The following is a 26,700-nucleotide window of genomic DNA, read 5'->3' on the forward strand; positions in this document are numbered from 1 at the left end:
GCGACTCCAGAGCAACCAGTTAGCCACGCTACGTGACACTTTGCTTCCTAAATTGCTTTCCGGCGAAATCGAGTTAGGAGAAACCAAAGCAATGGCCGAGGTAAACTGATGACAACCCGAGTAGAAATGATTATCGAAACGCTCAAAGCGAATCCCGAGAAAAAGTTTACTGCTCGGGATTTAGCAAAAGAGTTTGTGCTTCGATATCCAGAAGAAATCGCTGAGAAGCAAGCAAACCCTCGATACAACACCGAAGACAAGCTTATCGCCCAGCTCGCGGCAGAAATTGGTGGGGAACGTACTGAAAGAGCGAAAATCGTTTGTCCTAATATCGCCACTCGTGACAAACCAAGACCTCGGGTTTATTACTGGGAGCAGAAGCCTACACCTGCTCATCAGGAAGATGATCTTAGCGATGCAGATGAATCAGACATCGATACGCCTCTCGTGCCGCAAAGCTTAAGCGAACACGATCTCTACCCAATGTTGATTGAGTACCTTAGCAAGGATCTGGGCCTTTACTGTCAGCGTATTGACGAGCGTAAATCTAAAAACTCTCATGGCAGCGGTGGCAATCACTGGTTACATCCGGATGTGGTGGCGCTAGAGCCGCTCGACCAAGGTTGGGATGAAATTGTGAGAAGCTGTGTGCGCAGTGGGAATCATAGCTCGGTTCGACTTTGGTCTTTTGAAGTGAAGAAACATCTTACTAAAGGCAACGTACGAAAATACTTTTTCCAAGCAGTATCGAATTCGAGTTGGGCCAATTTCGGCTACCTTGTTGCCACAGGCTTAAATAGCGACGTTGAAGGTGAGCTGCAAATGTTGTCGAGCTTGCACGGGATTGGCGTGCTGATTCTGGATACTGATTCTTTGTTTGATAGCCAAATACTCATTCCAGCTCAAGAGAGAGTCAACGTGGATTGGCAATCTGCAAACCGAATCGTCTCTGAAAATAGGGATTTCCACCATTACATTGAGCAGGTTGGCATTTATAACCAAACCGGACGGTTGATTAAGAGCGCATGGAATAAATAATAAGGATAAAGGCTTAATGATTACTGAAGACCAACTAGAACAACAATGCCTCGATTGGTTTAAAGAGCTAGGTTACCAATACCAAAATGGCTATGACATCGCACCAGATGGTGATATGCCTGAACGTGAAAACTATCAGCAAGTCACGCTACAGGCGCGTTTAGTCTCTGCCTTGGAAACCTTAAACCCAAATGTGCCCAGTGACACCTTAATCGAAGTAGCGAAAATCGTTGCCACACCGCAAACGCCTGTACTGATTAAAAACAACAAACTCTTTCACCAATATTTAATCGAAGGTGTGCCTGTTGAATACTCGGTAATGGAGCAAGAACAATGGGTGACCAAGCATACTCATGTTCGATTAATTGATTTTGAGAACCGCGAGAATAACGAGTTCTTAGTGGTCAATCAGTTCACCATCACGGGAACCAAAGTCAATCGTAGACCCGATGTGATTGTCTTCATTAATGGCTTGCCGATGGCGGTCATCGAACTGAAAAACCCCGCCTCTAATAACGCCGATATTTGGAGTGCGTATAATCAAATTCAGACGTACAAAGATGAAATATCCGACTTGTTCGTATTTAATGAAGCATTGGTCATCAGTGATGGTATTTACGCTAGAGTAGGCTCATTGACCGCGAACAAAGAGCGCTTCTTGCCATGGAAGACGATAGAGAGTGAAAACGACAAACCACTACTCGAATTCCAATTAGAGACCATGGTGCGTGGCTTCTTTAAGCCTGAACTGTTGCTCGATTATATTCGTTACTTTGTGTTGTTCGAAAATGATGGCGACAAGATCATCAAAAAAATCGCAGGTTATCACCAATTCCATGCCGTGCGTGCTGCGGTTAAAGCGACTGTCATCGCGGCCACAACCTCTGACCAAGTCACCGAACCACGAGCCAACAATGCCAATACTGTGGTGCCCGGAAGCAAAAAAGCAGGCGTGGTTTGGCATACTCAGGGCAGTGGAAAAAGCATTTCGATGGTCTGCTACGCAAGTAAATTGCTGCAACAACCAGAAATGAATAACCCAACTTTAGTGGTGGTGACTGACCGTAATGATCTAGACGGTCAGCTATTTAACACCTTTACGATGGCGCAAGAAACGCTAAAACAGATCCCTCAGCAGGCAAAAGACCGTGACTCATTACGTGATTTACTGCTCAATCGTCAATCCGGTGGCATCATCTTCACAACCGTACAAAAATTTGCTCTGCTCGATGAAGAAATGGCGCATCCTACTCTTTCTGAACGTTCAAATATCGTGGTGGTGTCAGATGAGGCTCACCGCAGTCAGTATGGCAACAAAGCTCGTCTTGTTGATGTCAAAGACGAGGATGGCAATGTGATTGATCAGCGTTATGTTTATGGTTACTCCAAATATATGCGTGACGCGCTGCCAAATGCCGCTTTTATTGGTTTTACAGGTACACCGATATCAATGGATGATAAAGACACTCGTGGTGTCTTTGGTGACTATGTCTCTATTTACGATATTCAAGATGCGGTGGATGATGGTGCCACCGTGCCGATTTACTACGAATCTCGCCTCGCTAAGCTCGATATTAATCAAGATGAAATTGAAGCGCTTAACGATCAGGTCGAAGAGGAAATTGGCGAAGACGAAGAGACGGAAAGTCGTGAGAAAATAAAATCACAATGGTCAGCGCTCGAAAAACTCGTGGGTGCGGAGCCACGAATAAAACAGGTTGCCCAAGATCTAGTTGAGCACTTTACCACTCGCTGTGAAACTTTTCCTGGCAAGGCAATGATCGTTGCCATGAGTCGCGAGATTTGTGTGGACTTATACGATGCCATTGTGGCTATCAAATCCGAATGGCATAGCGAAGATCCAAACAAAGGCGCGATCAAAATCGTCATGACTGGCAGCGCCGCTGATAAAGCAAAAATGCAGCCTCATATCCATGATAAGAAGACCAAGAAGCTTTTCGAGAAACGCTATAAAGACACCAGAGATGAACTGCAATTAGTCATTGTCCGTGATATGTGGCTAACAGGTTTTGATGCACCTTGCTGCCATACCATGTATATCGACAAGCCAATGAAAGGTCATAACCTGATGCAGGCGATAGCGCGTGTGAACCGCGTGTTTAAGGATAAGCCCGGAGGTTTAGTTGTTGACTATATTGGTATTGCCAATGAACTTAAAAACGCACTGAAGACCTATACCAATAGCCAAGGTAAGGGAAAGCCAACCGTTGATACTGCTGAAGCTTTCGCAGTCTTTATGGAAAAAATCGACGTAATTCGCGGTATGTTTGCCACGCCTGTTGATGGTGACATCTTCAACTATCGTCCGGACTTTGAAACCAAACCGCTGCAACTGCTTCCGGGAGCCGTGAACCATATCTCAGGTCTCTCACACCGCAACAGCAAAGGCGAAGAAGTTCGTGATGGCAAACGCCGTTTCCTTGATGTCATGGCTGCGTTGATGAAAGCCTTCTCATTGTGTAATACCTTGGATGAGGTTGATGGTTATAAGAGTGAAATCGCCTTTTACGGAGCGATCAAGACCGCCTTCTTAAAACACTCAACAGTTGATAAAAAGCGCAGTGATGAATTGCGTAATTCTGCTTTGCGCCAGATCTTGAATAACGCGGTGGTTGCCGATGGAGTGGATGATATCTTTAAAACGGTTGGTTTAGATAAACCGAATATTGGCTTGCTCTCTCCTGAGTTTTTGGAAGATGTCGCCAATATGAAAGAGAAGAATTTAGCCGTAGAACTGCTAGAAAAGCTGTTGCGCGACGAAGTGAAAGCAAGAATGAAAAACGATGTTGTGCAGGAAAAGAAATATTCCGACCGTATTATGTCGACTTTGCAGAAATATCATAATCGCAACATTGAAACCGCACAGGTAATTGAAGAGCTGATCCAGTGGGCCAAAGAGATGCAAGCTGACGCTGAGATGATGGAAAAGCTGGGGCTTTCCACTGATGAAATTGCGTTTTACCGTGCATTGGTCACCAACGAGGCTTCCGTGCGAACGTTAGGCGATGACAACCTTCGTCAACTCGCCATTGAACTCACTCACCAACTGCGTAAATCCGCTACGGTAGACTGGCAAAAACGTGAGAGTGTCCGTGCTCGTATGCGCAACCTTGTACGTCGTTTACTGCGTCGCTGGAAATACCCACCTGATGCGGCAGATGAGGCGATTAAGCTAGTTCTCGATCAAGCTGAAGTGCTGGCTGATGGATGGTATGCAGCATAATTTTAATATAGGCAAGAGGTGAAACCTCGTCTTTTGCATATTTATTTATCATTGACTTCCACTTTAGTGGGAGTATCGGTTCGGTCAGAATATATTAAGTAATGAATAGAGAGTTTTTAGGGTATCGACTCTAACTGATCTTTGTCCAAAGGTGTGCTGACGGGATGTGTAACACAGAAATGCCCCTTTCCGTGTTTAAGTCGATTAGGTGATCCTTATCAACGCAAGAGGCCATCGCTACTTTTTCTCATGATTCTGACCATAAACTGTATAATGGTTCGCTTCAATAGTCGTTTATCAATAGTTAAAAATGAGAATCTATAAATCACTTTTACTCGCGTTCATCCTCGCACTCACAGGATGTGCTTCAGGGTCTTCAATTTTAGTTGGAGAAGCGAGAGAACCCATCGCCCCAGAAAACGTACGCCTCTATATCGAACCGCCAGAGTCATATGACACAATTGCTTTAGTTAATGCTTCAAGTGATGCAGGTTTAACAAATCAAGGGTCAATTGACTATGCAATTGAGGAGTTGAAAAAACAGGCCGCAAAACTTGGAGCAAATGGGGTTTTACTAGGAGCAACAGGTAGCAATAACTATGTAATGTTAGGTGGACAAGGTACCGACTATCAGTACTTGATCCCAATATCTGAACAAACTGTTAGTGGTCAAGCGATTTACGTTGAAAAGCAATAAATCAACCTACTCAGAACTCCATAGCCAGCGCATTTAACGCTGGCTTATTTTTGCCCCAAAACGTATCAGAAGGCATGGCAATAGAATTAGCTAATGTGCAAAACATACACATTGATCATCAAGTATAGAAAACTCAACTTTACGCTAAGTTGATTCATACCATGAGATTGTAATGACATTACAGGCTGAACCTCTGTTTGGTTCTCTGTGAGAATAGTCTTATACATTTCATTGAAAAAGAGCTAGTTTAAGATCCGATTTATAATGTATAAGATCATTCAGAAAGCTTATGATTGATAACGTAAACATAAAGCTAGATCCAGGCAATGAAATCTGGTTTCAATTAATAAAACAATGGAAGGAAAGTGGAAGAGGTAAATATGGGCTTACTTTTCCATTTTTAGTGGGTGCATTGGCAAAGTTAAAAGTTGAAGACCCTACGAAAGAATTTATAACAGAAGTCTTTACACAGATTATTAACAACCCAGTAAAGGATTATTACGGAGAGGTAAGATGGTGTGCAAACATAGATGAACCTGTCATCTCGGTAAATCAACTTGATCATTTACCTAACGTCTCTATAAAAGATAGCTTCAAAGTTGGTGATGTTACATCTTTAGCGTTAACAACTGATCTTATGAGTATGCTACATTTAGACTGTGATAATGCAAACCAATGTTTGAACAAACTGATTGATATGACGCATAATGAAACTAAAGAAAAACGATTTTCAAAAAATAAAGGTATTTTTCTGATTTCTCTGAAGATGATTTACGCTTTATTTCAGATGTCTCTGCGTTAAAAATTAAATAATAGAAACTTCAAAATCATTGTTGCAAACCATACAACACTTTAATTTAGGAAATATACTTGAAGCAACTTTTACCAATAATTGCATCTCTCTCTTACATACTCTCTGGATGTTCTAGTGTCGAAACTAACATCAACAAAAATGATAAACCGAATATAGCTACATATTCTAGGGTGAGTGGCAGAGCTGCTGTGTGTGTTGAGTTTGGCTATCCACAATATAAAGCTGAGCATATTATCAATGCGGGGATATCTGGTGACTTTTACGACAGAGATATTGCGTTATCCTTCTATAATGAACAGATGGAAAATAAAGCTGTCGCTCAAGCGGTTTGTGAAATGTTAAAAGAGAGTTTGGACAATGTTGCAAAGGCCTCTCTAAATTGGAGAGAAAGAAATGATAAGGCTTATAGGGCTGACCAACATGCACAATACTATAACCTCTCATATCAATGCCTACTCCCTTTTGGCAATAGCCCGTTTATAAGCCACGAAGATGTAAGAAGATACTTGCTGAACAAGTACGGACCAATAACAGAGGAAAATTTAAATGTGCCGATGGAAAGAGATTGTGATGATTATCATTCTTTAATCCCTAAAGTTGGCTTCTGGGTAAAGAATAATCCTAAAAAGGAGAGCTACCCATTCTTATCTCAACAAGGGTTAGAGAGCGTAGGTAAAGCAATAGACTCAGTGATAGAACCCAAGTCTTTACAACCGATTAGACCTTTGAATCAAAATATAACGATTCATCAGATTCCTGGGTCACATGTAATTCACGTACAACAATAGCTATGCCGACTAGGAGTTCGTGTCTAGGTTAGCCGCTACACTGAGCTAGAGTCGGGCTAGCTCAGTTCTGTCCAGAAACGTGTATGAATGGGGCCGATCAATCTGTGGATGCCCAAGACAACCAGTATGATACTTTATTACTCAGTTGTAGCGTGACTCAGACTTTCTAGTAGGAATTAGTATGAATCTTTATTTCTGGGTGAGTATCATTTAGAACGGTACAAACAGGGTTACTTGACTGCTTAGTATGAAACTTTATTCCTCTCCTACACAAATCTCATTGCTTGGGTTATCTAGCCTTCCAATAAATTCCGCCATGCTACTCGCCACTGAACATGCAAATTCCCGACCAAAATCAGCCACTGTCGTGTAATAATGGGCATGCATCTCCGTAACACGTGCAATCAACCGGCTTTGTTGCGGAATTCAACTTGAGAGCGAATACTAGCAAAATCGTTTGCATTTTAAACGATATACTGAGTTTCGGGCATACCTATCCCTGTTAGCTTGTTGAGTGCTTTGATCATGGCGTATGTCTCCCTAACTTGTGCATTGTAATTTCGAAGCGTGAGTGAAGCGCCTAGTAGTTGTTTTGCGCGATACTTAGCGGTCTCCGACAATGAACGCCTGTGGTAACCATATTTTCGTTTCCACTTTTTGTTCGAACCATAGAGCTTTTGGCAACCAACCGCCAGATTACGTGGATTACCTTTTTCCCAGAAGGCGGCTCCTTCACGTGGAGGGATTAGAGGTATCGCTTTCTTAACCCTAATCGCCCTGTGGCACTCCCTTGTATCGTATGCGCCATCTCTCGAAATTTCCTTGATGGATCGGCGTGTTTGTTTGAGTAAATTTGGGAGTACTTCCGCATCTGTCACGCCTGAAATATTGTACTTGCGCCAGTTAGTGGTTTTGTAGCGAGGCTTCGGCATGTAATCAAAGTTAGTGAATGAATGCCCCTGATCTGATCGTAAGATTCTGATTTAGTTCATTCGATTTCCGCGACAAAGCCCACGCTAATTATAATCAGGCACTGACTGAGTTGAGAGACTAGCGTAAGCTACGAACTGTTAATCAAGTTCGACCACTATTTTACCAATCTGCTGATTGGACTCCAGATAGTGATGCGCTGCTACTATCTCTTCAAATTTAAAGCTTCGATCAATGACAGGCTTGAGTGTTCCTTCGGATAAACCCGAGTGGATAAATTGCTTTGCTCTGCGAAAACGCTCGATGTCTTTTATAACTTCAGTAAACACATACCCCCTAACTGTCAGACTTTTACGAAGTGCTATTTTTAAGGGAAAAGGGGTTGTTTCGGGACTTAATGATCCGTGTACTATTATTGTTCCTTCAGGGCTCATTGCTTCAGCAATTTCAGCTATCTGCGGCCCACCGACAGCATCAAATGCGATTTTTAAATTGTTTGCTCCCAAGATGCTTCTCAAGCTATCCAGTAGCGGTTCTTCTTGGGTTGCAATCACATGGGCCGCACCAGCCTTGAGCACAGCAGCCTTTTTAGCTCCTGTTAGAGTTGTAGCGATAGGGATACCCCCCAGAGAATTCACAATTTGAATCGCAGCCAATCCAACACTGCTCGATGCGGCGGTTATCAGTACTGAATCGCCTTTTTGCACGTTAGCAATTTCGACCAAAGCGCCATAAGCTGTCAGGTACTGCATCCAAGCTGCTGCCCCTTCAGCAAAGGTTAGCCCTGCTGGTTTGAGTGCCACATATTCACTTGGCACGACAATCTCTTCTGCGTAGCAGCCATTCTGAGAAAGCCCCATCTGAGGGACAATACAAACCTCGTCCCCAAGGCGTAAATGATTTACCTCTTCCCCGACTTCAATGACTACCCCGGATGCTTCATAGCCGATTCGCGAAGGGAAGTTAGCCTTTTCTATATAGTGGCCTCGCCTAAACATGGCATCAGCACGATTGAGGCCAACAACTTTGACCGCAATACGAACATCTGTGGCCTGCAAATCTGGACTCGCCAGCGAGTCAATAGTTAACACCTCGGGACCACCTAATTCATGGAAACGAACAGTTCGAATTACTTTTCTTGGGCTCATATGCATCCTCAATAATGATTTTTTAAGTAATTACAACAATGACTTTTTAAGCAATTACATCAATAACTACTTTACCCATGGATCCCAACTCTACGGCATTATGTGCATCCATTGCCGTGTCTAGGGAAAAGCGTAACGGATTGAGTAGTGGCTTAATTTGTCCAGCTTCAACAAGAGCCGTAATTTGCCGCAGAATGTCACCATGATGTTTGCGTCCCTCTCCGCTGAGCTGTGGATGTAACACAAAAATCGCTGACAATGTTGCAGAGCGTAATGACGACGGTGCCAGGTTATGTGAGCTGAATGCAGCACAGCTTAAAATATGGCCGTAATGTGCAATAATACCTAATGAGGCATCGAGTACAGAGCCACCGACAGTGTCGTAAATGATATCGAATCCTTTGCCTTGGGTGTATGCGTCCACGTACTCAGCAGGGCTTGCAGTGTGATAATCAATTGGCGTTGCACCAAGCGCCTTGAGCAGTTGTTGTTTTCCAGTCGATGCAGCGGCATAAACGTCGGCACCTAAGGCCTTAGCAATTTGCACAGCTACATGCCCAACTCCGCCAGCTCCACCTTGGATAAGGACTTTCTGGCCCGCTTTAACATTCGCCTTGTCAACCAAACCTTCCCAAGCGGTAAGTGCAACCAGAGGTAAAGCCGCAGCTTCACGCATGGACAAATTTTTCGGTTTGAGAGCAAGTAACTCAGCATCTACGTTGGCATATTCAGCCAATGAGCCTTGCAATCCTCGCACTCCGCCAGTCAGACCATAAACGGCATCGCCTATTGCAAAGTCGGTGACGCCGTCACCGACAGCAACAATTTCTCCAGCTAAATCGGTGCCAAGTACTGCGGGTAATTCCGGCATGGCGTAAGGAGCGATACCTTGGCGGATCTTGTAATCAATAGGATTGACTCCACTTGCAAATATTTTTACTTGCACCTGACCTGCTGATGGAGAGGGTAAGTTAATCAGGGCATCCCGGAATACTGTACCCTCTTCATAGCTATCTAATACCAAAGCACACATTTGTCTGTTTAACGCTGTCATCAATAACCTCACATACTGAATATTCAGCGGGTGGTTAAATCATCCGCTGGTTAATCGGTCTTTTATTAAACGAATTAAAACTCTTGAACAGTTGGGCGCAGAACAATCTCGTTGATATCCACATCCGCAGGCTGCTCAATTGCGTATGCGATAGCACGAGCAACAGATTCAGATGGAATTTCATTTTGCTGATAAAAATCTTTTACAAAGGCTGCACCCTGAGTATCTGAACTTCCATGTTTTAATTCAGATTCGATTGCCCCCGGTGAAATGATTGTTGAACGAATGTTACCCCCAACTTCATGGCGCAAGCCTTCGGCAATAGCGCGAACAGCGAATTTGGTTCCGCTATAAACCGTGCCGCCGGGACTGAATACTTTGATACCCGCTACGGACGAAATATTGATAAAGTGGCCGGATCCCTGTTCCTGAAAGATCGGAAGCGCTGCGGCTACTCCATACAGCAGACCTTTAACGTTGATGTCAATCATGCGATCCCATTCGTCAACTCGAGTCTCAGCTAACGGTGCAATCGCCATTAACCCAGCATTGTTGATAACCACATCAACTTTACCGAAGCGCTCTTGTGCAAGATTTACAAGGGCATTCACTTCGTCCTGGCTAGTCACATCTGTCGCTTGAACCGCAACTTCTCCGCCCGCTGCGCGTATGTCAGCAGCAATAGCTTCAAGCTTGTCGATGCGTCGGGCACCTAAAACAACAGATGCGCCAAGGCTGGCTAAATGTCTTGCCGTGGTCTCGCCTAAACCGCTGCTACCACCAGTGATAACAACGACCTTACCGCTGATGTTATTTGCTAAAACACTGCTCATAGTTAATATCCTCAAATAAGTTGAATGACGTTGTCTAAATAACAAGCAAAGTATCTCTTACCTTCAAAAACCAATAAATGGAAATGTTTTAATTTCACAATTCCATATTTTGGAATAATATTTATGTATTCATTTCAAACCTGAATGTGACTGTGATGCTTAACAGATTGGAAATGCTCCGGATATTTTGTACTGCTGCTGAGTCTCGCAGCTTTAAAGAAGCGGCTAACCGTCTGGGAATTTCTCCTCAGGCAGTGACGCGAGCAGTGAAGGAGTTAGAGCGATTGCAAGGGGAGCTTTTATTTCATCGAAATACTCGACACATACAAGTGACCCTAGTTGGAGAAAAATTTGCTTTGATAGCAAAAGAGCGCCTGCGCGCTGTAGATGAATTGTTTCAAACAAGCGCCCCTAACTCGGGTAATGAATTACAAGGGCGGGTTCGTATCGCAGCGCCTGTTGGTTTTGGTCATAAGTGCTTAATGCCAGTATTACTGGAACTTTCAAAAATACATCCTCAACTGGATATAGACCTGACACTCAGTGACGAGCGCGTGGATGTAGTTGACGAAAAAATAGATATTGGGATTCGTATCGGCTTCATGAGAGATAGTCGATTTATTGCCCGCCAGCTCACCAAAATTAATATGTATGTCGTGGCTTCGCCTGACTTAATAAATAGAGTGGGAAGGCCTGCGTCTATTGAAGAACTAAACCACATGCCGGTTACAGGGTTAGTAGATCGCAATACGGGAAAGCTTTGGCCATGGGTTTTTTCCATGGACAGACAGTGGACGCCATCCAAAACACGTTTTCGAAGTGCCGACACCGAAGCTGAATTAATGGCTATACAAAATGGACTAGGTTTTACTCAAATTCCTAACTTTTTGGTCCAAGACTTATTACGCCAAGAGAAACTTGTGAGAGTGTTAGAAGAGGTCGAGCCAGTGCCTTGGGATTTATATATTTATCGCCCTCAACGTGGTCCAGTACCACAACGTATTCGATTGGTTTTTGATCACTTGGTGTCAAGATTGAGTGTCGCCTAATGGCACACAGCAGACTTTATCAGGACGCTGGTGACAACTAAATAGTGGTTGCGGGAATCCCCTAGCGAATTAGCTAGGGGAGGATGTCAAGATGCAAATTCGTCATTTTTAAACGTCTAAAACGTCACGTTTATCAATATGAGCACATTATAACTGAGAGTAACGTATTTGAAAGGTTTGTTCGGAATAACTATAGGCGAAAGCAACCTATTCAAGCTTAACGCTGCTGACCTTTTCAATGTGCATCAAAACATCGATAACATCGCTGTGGGCATCGAGTAGCTTTCTCTTTGCAATTGTCCATGCCGCTAATTTTCCGTAAGCGTTCACACTAACCTTAATGGAATGCTCATGCTTTTGGTTGCTCTCATCGTACTTGGTGTACCGTGCTACATAGTATTGCTTGCCATCGATGGTAGTTAGCCGTGGGTCTAGGCTTTTTGGCAAACGCGCCAGTAAGTTGAATTGCGTGCGAACGCGATCCCAAAAACGTCCCCATAACTCTTTGCCAATTTGGTTGCGAATTTTGGTGGCCTTGCGTAGCCCTTTCTTTTCCCCGATGCGAACAAACCCGACAGAACGACGAACATAGCCACCCTCCGGTTTAGGTACACTAACTGCGTAACAGGTCTTTTTCTTGGTGATGAATCGGTAGCCCGTATTAGAAACAAAATACGCATAAGCTTTGCTGCACTCTGGCATTGTCTTACCTTTAAAAAAACAGATCATGCGATTCCTTTCGTTTGTGGTTTGATTGGCCGTTGCCCTTTCTTGGCCAAACGGATAGCGTTACACGGTAATGCAATTATTTATATTCTAAATTAATGCGACAGGTTGATATTCTTCAAATCATCATAACTGCACCCAAGCACTAACTTGATGGCCTTTTTACTGAGCCTCTCTTTAAGTAGTTTGCGCACTTTTGGTTTAAGTTCATTCGGAATGGGTTTTTGGGATAATTCCTTTTGTCGCAGCTTAAATTCGTTAATTCGCAAGTTCGTATTCATTAGAGCTTTACACATAATTATCTCCTCCCGTTACAGTGCCTTTGGTGTTAGTGAAATACCCGTTGTGTACTCTTTCGCTTCGTCGTGGAACGTTCTTAAATAGTGGTCGGTCACGGCAATACTAGAATGGCCTAGCGCGTCCTTGATGACCTTAAGAGACGCGCCACTATCCAACAATAGCATGGCGTACATTTTGCGCATGGAATGTGTTGATAGTTGGTATGGCAGTCTCAATTCCATCGCTATGCGCTTATATACACGGTTGATGTACTGGATGCTGATCGCGTTGCCTTTCTTGGCCAAGTGGTGATTGGATTGAAACATCACCTCATTATGGCCATTGTGTAGGTAGATACGTCGAATCAGTTCTTCCAGTTCGGCATTAACGTGAATGGTAATGCGGGATGCTTCCTTAGCGGCCTTTTGGGTCTTACCTCGGGTAATTCGACCGTTATAGCCTTTTGACTGAACAATGGTAAATGACGACTTAATCACGCCATTTATCATCACATCGCTGAATTTTAGCTTCGAAATGTCGCAGTAACGCAAACCTGTACGCACTTCCATTTCAATCATCATCGAGATAAGCGGATTAATGTCATCCATTAAACGGATTATTTGTTGTAACTCGTTTAAGTCACGCGCAGGGAAAGCGGCCATTAGATTAACTCCACATCATTAGCACTAACCGTTTTAAACTCGCCACCAACGAACACTTGGATTTGCAAAGTTCGAGATAGCAAGCCAAATCCCAAGAACAAGCCAAGCTCGCCATCGACGCGAACAAAGTCGTGGTGAACAGGCAAGCGGCCAAAGTGGTTGATCATCTTGGTTTGCGCTTGGACACTTTGAGGCTCTTTGATGGTATTGATAGCAAAGCGAAGCTGAGAGCGGATTTTCATTGCGTTGCTGCCTTTGCGCGCTTTGCTGATAGTGCCTTGCACACAAGGGTAGCCGTAGAAATTACGGATAACAGCGGCGGCTTGCTCTTGGCCACCACATTCATTAATTAGCTCATTCAAAGAAACAAGGATAAGGTCACGGCGTTGCTCTTGAATCGCGTTGCGTTTGCTCGCCCACGCATCAGAAAGCGACAACAACTCATTTTCTTTAAACATTTTTTGCTGATCCTTTTTGGCAGTATGCCTCTGTTTGCTTGCCAATTAATATATTCCTTGGGAATATGTTTTGCAAGTCTGTTCGGAATATTTCTCTTGAAAGTACAAAGAGTTCCAAAAGTCGCTATTTGATCGCTTTTTGATATAAAGCGCAATAGTGTTCAAAATACCACCAGCCACACATGGTTTATATCTAATATTCCTATGGAATATTTAGGTTCATTCACACAAAATGCCAGGATTAGAAAGCAATCTTAGATATTTTATAAGTTGCTGTTTTTTTTGGATTTTATGTCTTTTTGTGTCGATGAGCAGCGACAAAACATTGGATAAGTTAGTTTCAGTTCTAGACAGAACTGAAACTAAAAGAGTGTTTTTAAAAACAAATGAGCCCAATTACCCACTTGTGGCAATATAATGACAGAGTTACACCGTCACTCCACACTAACAAAATTGCATAGCCACACACATTATACGGTCTAGCTCACGCTATGAAACCTTTCCAGTGAGTAACGATACAGTTGCATTATTTTGCATATATAGACAATCCGAGATCACAGTCCCATAATATTGCGTACAAAAGTGTCCGATTGGATGGCATACCCCATTTACAGCTTACCAATCAGGACGATACATGTTTGGTTGGCCAGTTGGTTGGCTTAAGAGATAAAGACTATGCACCATACGTTGAATCAATTAATCCCACTAGAAATCCTAGATAAATGTGACCTTTCCTTAGACGTATTCAGTGAGTCGTTCTTGGAAGACGCAACAGACATTTGTATGTTCCATCTTATCCAATTGCATCCGAACGCACTATGCAATTCATCTATTAATCGGGATGATGTCTTAAACTTCGTTCGAGATCACTTCTCCGCTTAAAAATCAAGACTTCTCGCGTCCTCCTGTTCGTTTTTTATTTAATTCCGAACACAAAAACGGTATGCTTGGTATCAAGGGCAAGGGTAGGGTTTTTCGTTACTCGCATGCGCTCACGGATGGAGTGTAACCCCTGTCCTCCAATGTTATTCGGAGCAACCGTTCACCATGATTAATAAATTAAAGACTGAAATTAAAGATTCTAAACCTATTGATATAGATACACTTAATCAACTTCTTGCAAATAAACAAAGGGCTGATGCTCGCCTTAAACGTGCCTTGAAGCACCGTGCGACATTTTCCGAACAAATTGATGGCAAGGAAGATAGTGGACTATTCAATGACCGTATCGTAGCTGTAGTAAAACGTGGCAATCCAACCACTCGTTTACTTGAGTATATTGATGCCGCTAAAGCTGCAAACAAGGAGCTTTTAGAACGCGCGCCTCAATACTTCAATAGCTCATCTAACTCGTTTAAAGAGACAACCGTAATTGATAACGTTCGTCGCGTTAACATCACAATCAATAAAGCAGCAAGCAGCCAAAAAATGACTGGCGTTCGCTTAGTTAAACGCCTTGAAGCGTACTTACGTGACGTTGACCGACAACTCTCTTACGAATTGCCAGAAGATGAGTTGGAACAGCTTAATAAAAACAAAGCTGACGCTCTGCGTGAAATGGATTACTTCCAAAAGCATGCAGACGTTGAATTTAGGAAACGTGGCCAAGAACACAACGATATTGTGGCTATCATCCATACCTATGATGGTGACAATGGCGGTATGTCGCGTGTAGCGAAAAAGTTTCACGTTAACGCTGGTGGCCTTGTTGTTATTAGGCATCGCTCTTGTAAAGATCACGATGTTCTAATCACTAACAACACGACTGAGGGACGTTCGATATTTGATGAAGCTAATGGCTTTAAATCCGTACTGTACCCAACGTCTACCATGTACATCGAAAGCGAACTAAACGCTATTCGTGAAACACGAAAAGAGCTGAGAAGTAAGAACGAAAACAAAGCCCGTTCACAATTCGACGGCTACGTTAACTAACTTCCAGCCCAACAGGTTGTTGTTCCGCTTAAATTGGTGATCAGGCGGCGATATATGATGTATCGCCGACTTTTCTTATTTTTGTTGTCACCAACGGAAATTACTCCTCATCGGAATCCAGCGCTTCCAGTACCCATTGTTCTACAGAGCTGCGTGACTCTAGCATGTTCTCAGTCACTTCCATTTCGTGCGGTACGTAGTCCACCAGCTGAGAGAAACAATAGGTATCCCAACGGTCGGGAGAGGGTATATTCAATTTCTCTTTCATGACTGGCTTAGGCATCATTACCCATTGGCCTGACTCATTGATTGCACAAGGTATTTTACTGCCTTGCTCGGCGGTCTTAACGTTCTTATCTATCTGCATCCGGCCTTGGTTGATAGAATCCCGCGCCATAACGTTCGCATAGGCACGTTGGTTAAAGAAACGCTGCTTATCGCTGGTGGAGTGCATCTTTTTACCCCAACGAATGCGCTGTACGCGCCGTCCGTAGCGTTCTAAGCAAGTCGCCGTGTCATAACCTACACCGTCACTATCCACTGCTATCGTGATGTTTGGGTACAAGTCCTCACTACACTCTGCATGAATAATGTCAGCAAACCGAACCGGATCGACCGTGCTTGGCTGTTCAAGTAGCTTCACGTTCTTAACAATGCGCTCCATGCGCCGACCCCAAACCTTGCAGATATTGAGTATCGATCTATCTCGACCATTACCCACGTCCACCAGCGCAGCCCAACCCCAACCATCGGGCATTTCGAGGTTGAGCCTTGCGCTTTTATCCAGTGCATCCCGACTAAGCAGCATGCCAGCAATGGAGCTCGGGAACTCCCCACGTACTTTAATCAGGTATTCCGGTGCCTCTCGACCGCCATACTCCAATCGCTTATCGAGGATAAATTCCACGGTTACGAACGGCGATTCCTCGGAGTTAAGCCGGATGGCTCGCCATCGACCACTAGGCTCGGCTAATCGGTGATGAGTATCGTAGAAATAGCCGCTAGGGCGCGTTGGCTGGCTCAATAACAGCATGCGATTATCTTTCTCGGTCAATGCGCCCGCTAACACACCAAAAGCCTTGTCAGAGACGCCTGACGCCTCATCGACAATAACAAACAAGTGTTTAGCGTGTTCACCAGCCAGCGCTTCCTCGTTACCAATACGGCACGATTTAGCACTGGTTTGCCAGATACCTTTTGCTGAGTTTTCAAAAAAGGCTGTCTCGGTAATGGTGAAGTATTGCTGTAACCAACCGTGCTTTTGTAAGAGCGTGTTCCAGTTGGATTTTAGGTACTTCCACACACCGATTTGTACCTGTCTCGCGTTGTTCGCCACCAGCACAACACGCGCATTGGGAAAGCAGAGCATGAAAGCAATGATCATGATACTGGTCATATCTGACTTACCCGTACCGTGGCCAGAGCTGACAGTCGTTCGCGCACCAACACGCTGAGCACTATCAATGATTTTGCGTTGTTGCCAGCTCGGTTTCTTACCGACTAACTCAACCGCGAGGCGTTTCCAGTCATAGCGATACCGCTTAACTAGGGCAGGGTAACGGGGATCTTGTGTTACGCTCTTTATTCGTTTAGCCACCAAGTACCTCGAAGCTATCTAGGTCGTCAAACCCTGATACTTCCTCGTCATCGAGGGCATCATAGGCTTGCTCTTTAGCGGCTTCGTTCTGTATTTGGGATGGGGATAGGGTAGGTTCGATGCCGTTCTCTAGGTCTTCGGCTTCTTTGATTCGTTGGTGAATTTCTTCTTTACGTGCTGGTAGCCAGCTATCTTCCTGTTCAAGCTGTTCTAACGTGTAATCATCAAATAGTTCATCCAGCTCTTGCTCACTGATACCAGTGTCGTCTACTTCTGGCTCTAGGTTCGCTAGTTCTACCTTAGCTTCATGCAATAGCGTTGCTGGTGGACGTGCGCCTAACTTCTCGATTTGTTGGCACGTCTCTAAGGCTGTCCAGTTGTTCTTTGTACGCAGAGAAAGCATTTCAATGACTAGGTTAGTTTCTTCTGCTGGTAGCAGGTGCGGCATCATCAATTCAGCGTATTCCTGTTTACGCAAATCGATATAGCGTTTGGCCTCTTGCTTAGCCATCGTGGAAATACTCAATTCCAGTTCACGCAATCTGGTGCCATAGCCAAAGATGAGACGGTCACGCATGGCGTTTATGTCTACTGGCTGGTTTTCGTCATCGAGCGGAATGTCTCCGCTTTCTTCCATTTCATCGATCTCTTTAAGGCGTTTAGCTAACGTCTCATTCATTCGGTAATACTGCGAACGGGCAATAATCAGTTCGTTGCAAACCGAAAGCGGATCGGTATCCATGAGAATATCCATGATTTCGCCAGTAATACCCGCACTACGAGCATAGCCACCGTGGATGATTGGGCGACCAACTTGCGCACTGGAATACTGCGAAATTCCCTCAATTGATCGTGGTTTGCGCAGTGATCCAATACCCCCTGTTTTCGCGCGATCGTCTTGCGCACTTTGCGCTTGCGCAGTTGCCCCCGCTTGCTTGGACTTTGATTTATCAGCCCTTTTTTTCTTCTTGTCGTTCTTCGCTTCTTGGAATTTCGCTACTTGCTCATCGTAAAGATCAAATAATCGATCGAACTCGGGTAGCGATCGCATGGAATTGAACTGACGGCGCAATGTCGCACCGTTCACCCCTTTATCTTTCGCAAAAGCGGCCATTGTGAGCGTTGGATTTTGAGCGCCACGCACCAGAAATTCTTTCAATAGGGAATGCCAGTCATTGCCCTGACTGGTCTTTTTCGCTTTGATTTTTGGCATGATGGACGGTTGGAACTTACCGCCCTTTCTGGCTGGCCGTTTTATATATCGTTTAGCAGTGCCGTACTTTAGTCCGTTGGCTTTGCAATACTCGGCCAGCGTCAAAGTCGGCTGCTTCTCTAACTGCTCCCAAAACTGCTGTTGGTGAGCCTGATAGTCAATCTTGCCGGACACGGTTAAACCCCACCTATTTGGTTACGTTCGGAATAATATAGAGTTTATAAAGTCAATTACAACACGAACGAATCCAGATAAAACAATTACTTAATTGTCAATATTGTTTTAAAAAAAAACCTAATACGACACTAAGCGGCATTTACAGTAACGGTTTTTTGCATATAATCATGGCCAGCTAGTGAGTAACGCTATTTTTGTTCAATTGATTCTGCGGCACGATATAGTAATTGGCTGCGTTATCTCACTAGCCACCTTTCCCCCATACCCAAGACAACGCGCTACGTGACGAAAGGAACACCCCTTGAAAGCACCCGAGCGCATCAAATTCAGACACAAAGCCAAAACCAAAGCACGCCAAGCCATGTTCAGAACTCGCCAGCGGGAAAAGGGTTTAGCACTGCTCCAAGCGCGCATTTCTCGCCTTGCTCACGCCAAAGCATGCGAACAGTGTGAACAGAACGGCATTACCCTGACCGACCTATATCAATTGGCCATCAACAATACCGCCCCGAATCAGCTACCAGAGAAACACCCCGAGGTGACAGAGGGCGACCTTGTAGGCACACGCCAAATTAGCCCTTGGGTTGACCCACAAGTGGCAAAGACGTTCGAGAAATTGGCCACCAACTACCGTAATCGCACCATTGCGATGAGCGCCATCGTCTATGCGTATTGCGCTCGATGCGAAGCTGAATGAACCGAACCGGACACGCTTGGGGAGCACTGTGCTTTGCTCCCGTTCCTCTCGCCTTAATGGCAGACGCTACACCACTGCATTCAATCCTGGCATTTCTTGGTTGCTCAAGCGGTTCGAGCGCACCGGACTAGCTTGAGTTTGAGAGAATCCCACACCGAACTTACACCCACATCCTTTCGCTATGGCTCGCTGTAACGGCCTATGGCTATCATTTGGCATTAGGAGATAAATTCGTACTCATTGAGGCGTTAAAGGCCACCAGCACGATTCTAGGTGCGATTCTGTGTGGATTTGGATGCGGTTGTATCTCGCATTGGCTTGGGGATGTGCTAAACCGCCAACCAGTGCCGATTTTTACCTCGTTTGATAGGTATTGTTTGAATCTGTTCGCCTCGGGAAGCCACCAGCGAATCACATGCGCGTTCATCTTCTCGGTAGCATGTATTTTAGCGGCCTTTCTCATTCCGAACAGGATCATTAAAAGTGACGTTTTTGAAATAAAAAAAGGCCACGTTTTACCGTGGCCTTTTGATTTATTGGAGTTGTCAATAACAGGTAATTTCAATAACCAATGGCTTCGCCATCTATAATCTGGAGTTACCCACGTCCATTTCTTGCGATCAAGCTAAATATAGGACACCGAAAACGGCTTTTCAATAGGTTGAAACGCGACACATACTGAAAACAAAAAAAGAGCCAGTATCTCTACTAGCTCTTTGACTCTCTTTTGCAAACCTACTTTGAATCACTTGCCGAAGCTTTACACTTCAACACGAAACAGGGCAATTATATTGATACTTACCTTGAAAAATCAACAAAAAAAGCGCCGATGGTATAACCAAGGGCGCTTAAGATCAGCTGTCTAAGATTTTAAAGGAAAACACGGTCGTCACAATGGCAACTAATGTAACTCGCGTATAAATAAAGTTATCCATTCGGAATGTGTAGTTCAAGTGTTTTTTTTATCCATCAGCACTAGTCAAAGCACACGTTATCCATCAAACAAGGAGTCTGCACCGATTAGCGGTATAAGGCGAAGTAAAACATCCTCCATAACCCCACTTTCAGCGGTGGCAATCTTCTTTGCTTTGCGATCTTTCCAAGACAGGGTTTGGATTAAGCTAGAAGCAACCACACAAGGTTTATCTAGGTTATTTACGGGAACTTCCGTTGCTTGGCCGCGAATACTGGTGCTAATAGGGCAGCAAATGAGTAATCCTGTTTGTTGGTTATATTCTTTGCTGGAAAGCACTAGCGCAGGACGGTACTTGCCAATTTCCTTTCCCTTTGTTGGCTCAAAGTCGAGCCAGATAATATCGTTTCGTTTAGGAATAAACTGCGCCATTATTCACCTAACTCCTTGCCTGAAACTATTGCCAGCTCATCGGCGTGTGCCGTATGTGCATCTAAACCTTTCAATAGTTCTTTTTCGCTAAATGGAAAGCGTTTTTTTGGGCGCTTGATTGGCTCAATGATTATCTTGCCACCATCAGCTTTAACCTCAATATCCGCCCCCTCCGCTAGCCCTAATTGCTTGATAAGGGCAGCAGGGATGATGTTACCGAGGCTATTCCCTATTTTTCGCACTTGAGTACGCATAATCCACCTCTCATGTTAGTACGTTGTTATAACAATAATATTGTATACCTTTGACTCAAAGTGTCAACTTTGTTATAATCACCTAGCCAACACTACTTTCAGTTTACTTAAGTGATTATTTATCTCGTGAATCATCTTGCGTAGGGCGTTATCCAGCTCTTTGGTGTACAGCTTATCCTTGGCCAATTCTCGCTTAAGGATGCGATCGTGTTTGCGATACCAGAACAATTCGTGGACTTTTCTCATAGTGCCTACTCTCATAGGCGTTCTTGGGTAGGGGATAGAAAGAACAAAGGGCTGACCCTCTTTCGAAGATCAACCCTTTGCCCTCTTTGGGAGCCTGTAGGTTTTACCCTACAACGCTTGCACAACCTTATTAAACAAGCGCACCGTATAGGAAGTCGTATCCGTCACTGTCCTATGGAGTGGTATATTAATTTCATTCCGAACACATAACAATATTGGTTTGAATTTCATTTTGTGATTTTTTACCCATTTATAGATTGTTTCTGTCGACTTTTGCTGGTGGCTTTTTTGAGTGTTTCGTAGTAGCCAATCTTTATCAAAAAGAAGTACCAGAGCGCGTTAAGAGGTGTGATTTGCCTAAACTGTAGGTCAGCTAACCAGAATCGTTGTTTCAGATGCTTGATGGCCATATAGGCTAACCATTGGTGTTTGAATCTAAGCACCGTCACTAGGCGCGCTTTCTTCACCTTAAGCGTGAACGCATAGACCCTTGATTTACTCACTGCTTGCCTTTCCCTCTAACTGGTATCGAAGCGGAGCGGTAAGCCACCCCCAACGCTTATGTCGCCAAATATCGCTAATGGTGGACTGGTGTACGCCATATTCCTCGGCTAACGTGTGTTGGCATACCTGCTTAGTGAATAACAGCTCATAGATGCGTAGGACTTCACTAGGGGATAGTTTGGAGGCGCAGTTCTTTCCTCAGCAGTCTACGTTGTCCTTAACGGCCTTTTCAGCGGGTACGCTAGCCTTAAGGCGTCTTAGCACTCGGCGGTAGCTGGTATCGGTGGCGGCGCATAGCTGTCTTGCGCTCATAACCTTGCCTTGGTAGGTCACTAGGTGTTTGGTAGCCTCGGCCAGTAAGTAGTCCTTTGTGATACGCGCGATAAAGGGAAGTCATTGGATAACCAGTTAACTGAGCGAGACGGTACACACTCATTGATTGCCCCTGATATTGAATGCTCATAGTGGCTCACTCCCTTAAGCCACTTTAGCGATTTGCTCGTAGATACCAGTAAGGTGCGTTCTGCCTACCTTACGGTTAAAGCGCATGGATGGTGTTTGCAGACCTTTCTCGGTAAAGAGCACTAAGGCCCTGCCGAAGTTCACGCCTTGCTTTTTGGTGTGTCCATCCGTCTCATAGAACGGGTAGCGACCATCCGGCTTGTAAATCATCGTGGCGTAGCCCTCAACCAAGTCCAGCCACCACGTTGTCAGTTCTTCATGCGGCAACAGCATCATACCGTCACGACCTTTCCTGGCTTGTTCTAGCGCCTTTTCCAAAAACTCAAACTTAAGGTCAAACGGGGGATTGCACCACCAGCCATCTTCCCATTTGCCTTGTAGGCCATCGAACCCAACACAAACAGGGTTTAGGAGCTGAGCTGCCTTGTGTTTTGGCTTAAGGCTTGGGAATCCGCTCGGCTGTTCGTTAATCTAATCAGGAGCCACATAGAAGCGGTTCACCTTGGCGGTTTGTGGCTCGGCGGCCACGTCTAAAACAAACTCTTTTCCGGTATCACGTCGAAAAAGGAATTGAGCATCAAAGAAGCAGTCCCAACGAGTCGCCCATTTATTCTTTGCGCCCTCGACGGTCTTACTTTTGACTAGGTGCGCCATTCTCTGACTTCTCCCCACTCTTGGCCGCTACAGTAATGCGCTCGATGCGCTCTGCGTCCAAATCAATATTCACTCGCTCTATCTTTGGATAGACCACCAACCCATAAAAGCTGTATGTGCCAATACCAATTAAAGCCACCAGCGCTAACACAATGGTTATGGCCAGTAGCCGAACGGAGCCGATAAAGACACGTAGCCCAATTGCCTTGCTATCATTCATGGATTCTTACCATGTCCTTGTAAGCAGAGAACAAAACGCTGTGCTCGGTTTTGACACCTAAGCGCTCTTTCGTCGCCGGATTAATGGTTGTGCGTTCACGCTCTATGTGACGGAAACGGCCAAAGCCTCTAATTTGCACCTCACGGCCTTTCGCTATCTCAACCTGAATGTGATTGATCATTGCGTCCAAACAATCGCCCACCAGCTCTGCATCATCACCAGTAAGCTTTAGGCCAAGGCGTTTCGAAATATTTCTTTCAATGTCAGTTCGGTTTAAGCGTGTGCTCATTAATGTGCCCCCTTGATCTCGTTTACCTTGTTTGCCAGCTCATCGCGGAATACATCCGACGCACTAAAAGTTAGCTTGTCTCGCGCAGCTACAATCGCTGGTGCTCCCGTTTTTGGATTACGGCCAGCTCGCGCTTTCTTAAGGCGAGGCGCGAACGTACCGAAGCCACTAAGCAATACAGCATTGCCCTCAATCATGGTTTGAGTTGAGATTTCTTCTATAAAGGCATCAAAAACCAGCTCGCATTCTTCACGTAATGCGCCCGTTTCTTTCTTCATTGCTGAGATGATTTCGTACTTTCCGACGGCTTGTTGTTTAGACACGCTAAGTCCTCTTGTATATCTTTCAGAAAAATTCCGTGCTGTTGGCCTAGAAGATTGATGGCGTATAGAACCAATTCCTCTCGACTACTACAGCCAAGTTCGATTTGGAGTCGCCTTATTTGCTCTCGTTGTGTCGCGCTGGCGCGGTAGTATTGGCGTTTAATGTCAAACTTAGCCATTTTTTCCAGATGACGATTCCAGCGCTGTTGAGGTGTTAAGGCGTTTTTCTTGGGTTTACGTCCTGCCATGAAACGATTATAACCATTCCGAACACGCCGTAAATATTCCGAACACAATTTCTGTTTTCAATACAAAAAAACACCGCCCAGATAGGCGGTATTTGTGGAAAGATGATCAAGGATTTAATTAAGCCCGTTTGAACTCCGAAAAGTGGCTGCGCATGCCATCACGAACTTTGAGAGGGGTTTTGCGCAGTTTGGCGCGTGTTGCTGTGTCGTATAAGTATTGTTCCCATTCCCAATAGGACATATCACGTAATCGGCCTACTGGCTCACCAACACTATTCATGAATATGTAGGTGTTCTTGGCTTTGCCATTCGGGATTGAGTTGCCATTACCATCTAATATCTCAAAGACACCTCGCGCACCAACAAACGCCACGGTCAGGCCATATTGCGCCGCTGTAGCATCAATCATTGCGCTAGTGAGATAAACATTCTCGCCAAAGATTTTAGTACGGAGGATTTCACGACGATATTTCTTAATGTCTCGAGTCCATTCAAAGATAACGCAGCGAGTATGTGGTGTTCGGATATTGGTTTTCACTTTGATTAGACCAGCATCGAACAGCATTCTAATGACTCGATAGTTGATCTTCTCTCTCGGTGCAATCGTGTCGCCAGTACCATCGTAATCACAAATGTGACCACCAGTAAGCCAACGATACGCTTGAGCGCTACCAAATTCCCCAGCGGGTGCATAGCTTAGCAATAGCTTGTCGTAGTAAAGGTAATCACATAGAAAGTTACGAACTACCTTTGTTGCATCCAACACATCTAAGTTAACTGGCTTTTGGCCAATGTTGTGGTATTCACTCGCTAACATGAGAAATTTAAGCCCTTTTAATGTACTTATGCGGCTAGTCTAGTTTTGTTATCAAATGTTGGCAATTGAAGATAGCTATTAATTTGATAAATGCACTCATCAAATCCCTTGGCTACAACCACGTAATACCCTAATTCTTGGAACATTTTTATCTTTTCCTGTTGCTCCTTGCTTGGACGGCCTTTTTCCATTTTCACCTCCAAAAAGAAGCCGTGATATACCCCTCTCGGGATAGGAAAGAATATGTCCGGTACACCTTTCTTTTGTCCCTCATAACTCATCATCGAGGCCGCTTTAGGTGTTCGGTAGCCGCCGTTCGGGATTGAGAAAACCAGCGGGTAAATGTCCTTGTACTGCGTCTCTAGCGTGTAGAACAAACGAACCTGTAACCAGTGTTCGGCCAGCTTCGTGTCGTTAAACTCTTTCGGGCGCTTAATCCCTTGTGCAAGGCGCGTTTTGTGTGGTGAATCCAGTTCAACTTTCTTCTGTGTCGCAGCGCGCGCAACGTCATTGTCTTTCTCAAGAATACGAATTAGCCAAGCTGGTAGCTCGGACTTGTCCACCAGCGCAGTATTAGGGACGCTTATCGATACCGGATTGATGATGTGATTAACAGAACGGTTAATCTCGTTAAGTGCTGCATCGATATTGAAGTCGCCACCGTGGCCAGCTTTCACGCCTTTGCTTTTCCACTTCTTGCGCTTAGCGACTTGGTTTGCGAGAAAAGAGTGATCGAATCGTGGTGCCTTGGCCATAACTAGATAAGCCCTTGCGTTACTAAAATCTCTTGCTCCTTACGGCGGTTGAAATAGGCAAACACTTCATCCTTGGTGAATTGCTTAGATACCACTTTGCGGCAGCCACCTTGCGAGAAAACACGCTTAGCAATGTCCTCAGATAGCGTCCAACAAAGTGCGGTTTCTATTTCGGATTCGTCATTGATAGCGCGGTAGGCGGTGATCACCTTGGGTAGCTTGGCGAACGCCTTGCGCTCTGACGACTTCATAACCTTGTGCTTGTTGCGTCTCGGACACGTAAACAAGGACGACCAAACATATTGATGTTGGTGCGAGCCTTGCGCTTTCCATAACGTTCCAAGCACGTCCCAATAGGTTGAATCATCTTGGATAGCTGGCGCACTGCGAACAAAGAAATCGAGCTGATAACACTCAGGAATAGATAACAGACGGGAAATGATATTGGAGTCGTTAACGTTAGCCACAAGCAGCTCAATAACTAAAAATATTCCGAACAAACAATTATCAAGACAATAATAACCCAAATTACAAAACCAAACAAACTTGAAACCAATAACAAAAAAGCCCCGCTCAAAGAGCGAGGCTTACTTATATGCCTTTAATTTTAAAAGAACCTAGTTCCCACAAGCGCTTTAGTGGTCATTCGACGTAGTACAATCAGTAAGTCGTTTTGGTTTGCTAACGCTACGTTTTGTTTGCTCATCGTCTTAAGCCGCCACGTAACTCAACATCTTGTAGTGACGAAATTCGTTCTGGAACGGTATTTCATCGTCAAAGTCCATTGGTGGCTCGTTGTACTGCTGTTGAGGCTGACCCCAACCACCCTGCTGTTGCTGTGGCTGTTGTGGTTGACCCCAACCGCCTTGCTGTTGTTGGCCACCAGCACGGTTATTGCCACCTAGCATTTGCACCACACCATTGAAGCCTTGAACCACTACCTCAGTGCTGTAACGGTCTTGGCCTTGCTGGTCTTTCCATTTGCGAGTCTGTAATTGACCCTCGATGTAAACTTGTGAGCCTTTGTGTAGGAACTCTCCCGCCACTTCGGCCAACTTGCCGAACAACACAACGCGATGCCACTCGGTTTTTTCTCGGTTCTCGCCTGACGCTTTATCGCGCCGTGTTTCGGATGTAGCGACCGTGATATTCGCTACTGCGCCGCCATTTGGTAGGTATCGGATTTCGGGATCTGACCCCAAGTTACCAACCAGAATGACCTTGTTAATGCCTCTTGAAGCCAT

30 protein-coding genes and 1 pseudogene are annotated in these 26,700 nt (G+C 44.8%); 9 read left to right on the top strand and 22 right to left on the bottom strand.

Translation table 11 applies throughout. From position 1 onward, the window contains the following. The first annotated feature begins 108 nt into the window (after nt 1-108). From ACWPOD_RS20505 to ACWPOD_RS20525, 5 genes are all read left to right on the top strand, one after another. Nucleotides 109-1,038, top strand: a complete 930-nt coding sequence (locus tag ACWPOD_RS20505; RefSeq protein ID WP_282150487.1) for a COG2958 family protein — start codon at nt 109-111, stop codon at nt 1,036-1,038. Nucleotides 1,039-1,054: 16 nt separating this feature from the next. Then, on the top strand, nt 1,055-4,282 hold the full coding sequence (locus tag ACWPOD_RS20510) for a type I restriction endonuclease subunit R (protein ID WP_282150488.1): 3,228 nt from the start codon (nt 1,055-1,057) through the stop codon (nt 4,280-4,282). Between the two features lie 310 nt (nt 4,283-4,592). After that, nucleotides 4,593-4,979: a hypothetical protein gene (locus tag ACWPOD_RS20515; protein ID WP_282150489.1), complete on the top strand. Its 387-nt coding sequence runs from the start codon at nt 4,593-4,595 to the stop codon at nt 4,977-4,979. Between the two features lie 289 nt (nt 4,980-5,268). After that, on the top strand, nt 5,269-5,781 hold the full coding sequence (locus ACWPOD_RS20520) for a hypothetical protein (protein WP_282150490.1): 513 nt from the start codon (nt 5,269-5,271) through the stop codon (nt 5,779-5,781). A 68-nt stretch (nt 5,782-5,849) separates the two neighbouring features. Further along, a complete protein-coding gene (locus ACWPOD_RS20525) occupies nt 5,850-6,581 on the top strand; it encodes a hypothetical protein (RefSeq protein ID WP_456232169.1) in 732 nt (243 codons plus the stop codon). A 464-nt stretch (nt 6,582-7,045) separates the two neighbouring features. On the opposite strand, the pseudogene ACWPOD_RS20530 reads toward ACWPOD_RS20525, so the two are convergent. From ACWPOD_RS20530 to ACWPOD_RS20545, 4 genes and pseudogenes are all read right to left on the bottom strand, one after another. After that, nucleotides 7,046-7,471: pseudogene (locus ACWPOD_RS20530) on the bottom strand (transposase); the annotation flags it as partial. A gap of 180 nt (nt 7,472-7,651) precedes the next feature. Continuing rightward, nucleotides 7,652-8,659, bottom strand: a complete 1,008-nt coding sequence (locus ACWPOD_RS20535; protein ID WP_456232170.1) for a zinc-dependent alcohol dehydrogenase family protein — start codon at nt 8,657-8,659, stop codon at nt 7,652-7,654. Nucleotides 8,660-8,705: 46 nt separating this feature from the next. Continuing rightward, on the bottom strand, nt 8,706-9,713 hold the full coding sequence (locus ACWPOD_RS20540; protein ID WP_282150493.1) for a zinc-dependent alcohol dehydrogenase family protein: 1,008 nt from the start codon (nt 9,711-9,713) through the stop codon (nt 8,706-8,708). 74 nt (nt 9,714-9,787) lie between these two features. Then, nucleotides 9,788-10,546: an SDR family oxidoreductase gene (locus tag ACWPOD_RS20545; protein WP_282150494.1), complete on the bottom strand. Its 759-nt coding sequence runs from the start codon at nt 10,544-10,546 to the stop codon at nt 9,788-9,790. Nucleotides 10,547-10,701: 155 nt separating this feature from the next. Between ACWPOD_RS20545 and ACWPOD_RS20550 the strand changes: the two genes are divergently transcribed. Then, nucleotides 10,702-11,595: a LysR family transcriptional regulator gene (locus ACWPOD_RS20550; RefSeq protein WP_282150495.1), complete on the top strand. Its 894-nt coding sequence runs from the start codon at nt 10,702-10,704 to the stop codon at nt 11,593-11,595. 207 nt (nt 11,596-11,802) lie between these two features. On the opposite strand, the gene ACWPOD_RS20555 is transcribed toward ACWPOD_RS20550, so the two are convergent. The 3 genes from ACWPOD_RS20555 to ACWPOD_RS20565 form a co-directional block, all read right to left on the bottom strand. Beyond that, nucleotides 11,803-12,324, bottom strand: coding sequence for a Fe3+-citrate ABC transporter substrate-binding protein (locus ACWPOD_RS20555; RefSeq protein WP_282150496.1), 522 nt, complete (start codon nt 12,322-12,324; stop codon nt 11,803-11,805). Nucleotides 12,325-12,632: 308 nt separating this feature from the next. Continuing rightward, nucleotides 12,633-13,262: a tyrosine-type recombinase/integrase gene (locus tag ACWPOD_RS20560; protein WP_049879888.1), complete on the bottom strand. Its 630-nt coding sequence runs from the start codon at nt 13,260-13,262 to the stop codon at nt 12,633-12,635. Continuing rightward, complete coding sequence (locus ACWPOD_RS20565) at nt 13,262-13,720, bottom strand: hypothetical protein (RefSeq protein ID WP_282150497.1); 459 nt, start codon at nt 13,718-13,720, stop codon at nt 13,262-13,264. The genes ACWPOD_RS20560 and ACWPOD_RS20565 overlap by 1 nt, the downstream gene beginning before the upstream one ends. A 675-nt stretch (nt 13,721-14,395) precedes the next feature. Between ACWPOD_RS20565 and ACWPOD_RS20570 the strand changes: the two genes are divergently transcribed. Continuing rightward, complete coding sequence (locus tag ACWPOD_RS20570) at nt 14,396-14,602, top strand: hypothetical protein (protein ID WP_282150498.1); 207 nt, start codon at nt 14,396-14,398, stop codon at nt 14,600-14,602. A 165-nt stretch (nt 14,603-14,767) separates the two neighbouring features. Continuing rightward, nucleotides 14,768-15,655: a hypothetical protein gene (locus tag ACWPOD_RS20575; protein WP_282150499.1), complete on the top strand. Its 888-nt coding sequence runs from the start codon at nt 14,768-14,770 to the stop codon at nt 15,653-15,655. Nucleotides 15,656-15,755: 100 nt separating this feature from the next. Here ACWPOD_RS20575 and ACWPOD_RS20580 read toward each other — a convergent pair whose 3' ends face one another. Both ACWPOD_RS20580 and ACWPOD_RS20585 read right to left on the bottom strand, forming a co-directional pair. After that, the gene (locus ACWPOD_RS20580) at nt 15,756-17,252 is read right to left on the bottom strand and encodes a terminase (RefSeq protein WP_282150500.1); all 1,497 of its coding nucleotides are present in this window, start codon (nt 17,250-17,252) and stop codon (nt 15,756-15,758) included. Continuing rightward, nucleotides 17,245-18,639 (bottom strand): hypothetical protein, encoded by a 1,395-nt coding sequence (locus ACWPOD_RS20585; RefSeq protein ID WP_456232171.1) that lies wholly within the window; start codon nt 18,637-18,639, stop codon nt 17,245-17,247. The genes ACWPOD_RS20580 and ACWPOD_RS20585 overlap by 8 nt, the downstream gene beginning before the upstream one ends. A 304-nt stretch (nt 18,640-18,943) precedes the next feature. Here ACWPOD_RS20585 and ACWPOD_RS20590 point away from each other — a divergent pair, with 304 nt between their 5' ends. Then, on the top strand, nt 18,944-19,339 hold the full coding sequence (locus ACWPOD_RS20590; protein WP_456232172.1) for a hypothetical protein: 396 nt from the start codon (nt 18,944-18,946) through the stop codon (nt 19,337-19,339). A gap of 991 nt (nt 19,340-20,330) precedes the next feature. On the opposite strand, the gene ACWPOD_RS20595 is transcribed toward ACWPOD_RS20590, so the two are convergent. The 13 genes from ACWPOD_RS20595 to ACWPOD_RS20655 all read right to left on the bottom strand — a co-directional run bounded on the left by ACWPOD_RS20595 (nt 20,331) and on the right by ACWPOD_RS20655 (nt 26,700). Next, a complete protein-coding gene (locus ACWPOD_RS20595; protein ID WP_033905408.1) occupies nt 20,331-20,684 on the bottom strand; it encodes a type II toxin-antitoxin system PemK/MazF family toxin in 354 nt (117 codons plus the stop codon). After that, a complete protein-coding gene (locus ACWPOD_RS20600) occupies nt 20,684-20,938 on the bottom strand; it encodes an AbrB/MazE/SpoVT family DNA-binding domain-containing protein (RefSeq protein WP_456232173.1) in 255 nt (84 codons plus the stop codon). The genes ACWPOD_RS20595 and ACWPOD_RS20600 overlap by 1 nt, the downstream gene beginning before the upstream one ends. 488 nt (nt 20,939-21,426) lie before the next feature. Continuing rightward, nucleotides 21,427-21,687: a hypothetical protein gene (locus ACWPOD_RS20605; protein WP_456232174.1), complete on the bottom strand. Its 261-nt coding sequence runs from the start codon at nt 21,685-21,687 to the stop codon at nt 21,427-21,429. Between the two features lie 248 nt (nt 21,688-21,935). After that, nucleotides 21,936-22,151, bottom strand: a complete 216-nt coding sequence (locus ACWPOD_RS20610; RefSeq protein ID WP_456232175.1) for a hypothetical protein — start codon at nt 22,149-22,151, stop codon at nt 21,936-21,938. 14 nt (nt 22,152-22,165) lie between these two features. Beyond that, the gene (locus ACWPOD_RS20615; protein WP_456232183.1) at nt 22,166-22,621 is read right to left on the bottom strand and encodes a DNA N-6-adenine-methyltransferase; all 456 of its coding nucleotides are present in this window, start codon (nt 22,619-22,621) and stop codon (nt 22,166-22,168) included. After that, nucleotides 22,622-22,804 (bottom strand): hypothetical protein, encoded by a 183-nt coding sequence (locus ACWPOD_RS20620; RefSeq protein ID WP_456232176.1) that lies wholly within the window; start codon nt 22,802-22,804, stop codon nt 22,622-22,624. It lies immediately after the preceding gene. After that, nucleotides 22,782-23,024 carry a hypothetical protein gene (locus ACWPOD_RS20625; protein WP_158174344.1) on the bottom strand — a complete coding sequence of 81 codons (243 nt, stop codon included), beginning with the start codon at nt 23,022-23,024 and terminating at the stop codon, nt 22,782-22,784. Before ACWPOD_RS20625 ends, ACWPOD_RS20620 begins: the two co-directional genes overlap by 23 nt. After that, nucleotides 23,017-23,313 (bottom strand): HU family DNA-binding protein, encoded by a 297-nt coding sequence (locus tag ACWPOD_RS20630; protein WP_054866444.1) that lies wholly within the window; start codon nt 23,311-23,313, stop codon nt 23,017-23,019. The genes ACWPOD_RS20625 and ACWPOD_RS20630 overlap by 8 nt, the downstream gene beginning before the upstream one ends. Beyond that, on the bottom strand, nt 23,313-23,636 hold the full coding sequence (locus ACWPOD_RS20635; protein WP_272165575.1) for an HU family DNA-binding protein: 324 nt from the start codon (nt 23,634-23,636) through the stop codon (nt 23,313-23,315). The genes ACWPOD_RS20630 and ACWPOD_RS20635 overlap by 1 nt, the downstream gene beginning before the upstream one ends. 366 nt (nt 23,637-24,002) lie before the next feature. Beyond that, a complete protein-coding gene (locus tag ACWPOD_RS20640; RefSeq protein ID WP_456232177.1) occupies nt 24,003-24,701 on the bottom strand; it encodes a hypothetical protein in 699 nt (232 codons plus the stop codon). Nucleotides 24,702-24,727: 26 nt separating this feature from the next. Next, on the bottom strand, nt 24,728-25,456 hold the full coding sequence (locus ACWPOD_RS20645; RefSeq protein WP_456232178.1) for a VRR-NUC domain-containing protein: 729 nt from the start codon (nt 25,454-25,456) through the stop codon (nt 24,728-24,730). Nucleotides 25,457-25,458: 2 nt separating this feature from the next. Continuing rightward, the gene (locus ACWPOD_RS20650; RefSeq protein WP_301950230.1) at nt 25,459-25,923 is read right to left on the bottom strand and encodes a hypothetical protein; all 465 of its coding nucleotides are present in this window, start codon (nt 25,921-25,923) and stop codon (nt 25,459-25,461) included. Between the two features lie 243 nt (nt 25,924-26,166). Continuing rightward, complete coding sequence (locus ACWPOD_RS20655; protein WP_456232179.1) at nt 26,167-26,700, bottom strand: single-stranded DNA-binding protein; 534 nt, start codon at nt 26,698-26,700, stop codon at nt 26,167-26,169.

Source organism: Vibrio sp. JZG120 (assembly GCF_053890955.1).

Excerpts from the sequence above, each read along its gene's own strand:
- ACWPOD_RS20625 (WP_158174344.1), bottom strand. The coding sequence starts at position 23,024 with ATGAATGATAGCAAGGCAATTGGGCTACGTGTCTTTATCGGCTCCGTT.
- ACWPOD_RS20535 (WP_456232170.1), bottom strand. The coding sequence starts at position 8,659 with ATGAGCCCAAGAAAAGTAATTCGAACTGTTCGTTTCCATGAATTAGGT.
- ACWPOD_RS20515 (WP_282150489.1), top strand. The coding sequence starts at position 4,593 with ATGAGAATCTATAAATCACTTTTACTCGCGTTCATCCTCGCACTCACA.
- ACWPOD_RS20640 (WP_456232177.1), bottom strand. The coding sequence starts at position 24,701 with ATGTTAGCGAGTGAATACCACAACATTGGCCAAAAGCCAGTTAACTTA.
- ACWPOD_RS20540 (WP_282150493.1), bottom strand. The coding sequence starts at position 9,713 with ATGACAGCGTTAAACAGACAAATGTGTGCTTTGGTATTAGATAGCTAT.
- ACWPOD_RS20505 (WP_282150487.1), top strand. The coding sequence starts at position 109 with ATGACAACCCGAGTAGAAATGATTATCGAAACGCTCAAAGCGAATCCC.
- ACWPOD_RS20555 (WP_282150496.1), bottom strand. The coding sequence starts at position 12,324 with ATGATCTGTTTTTTTAAAGGTAAGACAATGCCAGAGTGCAGCAAAGCT.
- ACWPOD_RS20610 (WP_456232175.1), bottom strand. The coding sequence starts at position 22,151 with ATGAGCATTCAATATCAGGGGCAATCAATGAGTGTGTACCGTCTCGCT.
- ACWPOD_RS20630 (WP_054866444.1), bottom strand. The coding sequence starts at position 23,313 with ATGAGCACACGCTTAAACCGAACTGACATTGAAAGAAATATTTCGAAA.
- ACWPOD_RS20520 (WP_282150490.1), top strand. The coding sequence starts at position 5,269 with ATGATTGATAACGTAAACATAAAGCTAGATCCAGGCAATGAAATCTGG.
- ACWPOD_RS20595 (WP_033905408.1), bottom strand. The coding sequence starts at position 20,684 with ATGGCGCAGTTTATTCCTAAACGAAACGATATTATCTGGCTCGACTTT.
- ACWPOD_RS20545 (WP_282150494.1), bottom strand. The coding sequence starts at position 10,546 with ATGAGCAGTGTTTTAGCAAATAACATCAGCGGTAAGGTCGTTGTTATC.
- ACWPOD_RS20655 (WP_456232179.1), bottom strand. The coding sequence starts at position 26,700 with ATGGCTTCAAGAGGCATTAACAAGGTCATTCTGGTTGGTAACTTGGGG.
- ACWPOD_RS20600 (WP_456232173.1), bottom strand. The coding sequence starts at position 20,938 with ATGCGTACTCAAGTGCGAAAAATAGGGAATAGCCTCGGTAACATCATC.
- ACWPOD_RS20550 (WP_282150495.1), top strand. The coding sequence starts at position 10,702 with ATGCTTAACAGATTGGAAATGCTCCGGATATTTTGTACTGCTGCTGAG.
- ACWPOD_RS20620 (WP_456232176.1), bottom strand. The coding sequence starts at position 22,804 with ATGGCGCACCTAGTCAAAAGTAAGACCGTCGAGGGCGCAAAGAATAAA.
- ACWPOD_RS20570 (WP_282150498.1), top strand. The coding sequence starts at position 14,396 with ATGCACCATACGTTGAATCAATTAATCCCACTAGAAATCCTAGATAAA.
- ACWPOD_RS20645 (WP_456232178.1), bottom strand. The coding sequence starts at position 25,456 with ATGGCCAAGGCACCACGATTCGATCACTCTTTTCTCGCAAACCAAGTC.
- ACWPOD_RS20510 (WP_282150488.1), top strand. The coding sequence starts at position 1,055 with ATGATTACTGAAGACCAACTAGAACAACAATGCCTCGATTGGTTTAAA.
- ACWPOD_RS20565 (WP_282150497.1), bottom strand. The coding sequence starts at position 13,720 with ATGTTTAAAGAAAATGAGTTGTTGTCGCTTTCTGATGCGTGGGCGAGC.
- ACWPOD_RS20560 (WP_049879888.1), bottom strand. The coding sequence starts at position 13,262 with ATGGCCGCTTTCCCTGCGCGTGACTTAAACGAGTTACAACAAATAATC.
- ACWPOD_RS20575 (WP_282150499.1), top strand. The coding sequence starts at position 14,768 with ATGATTAATAAATTAAAGACTGAAATTAAAGATTCTAAACCTATTGAT.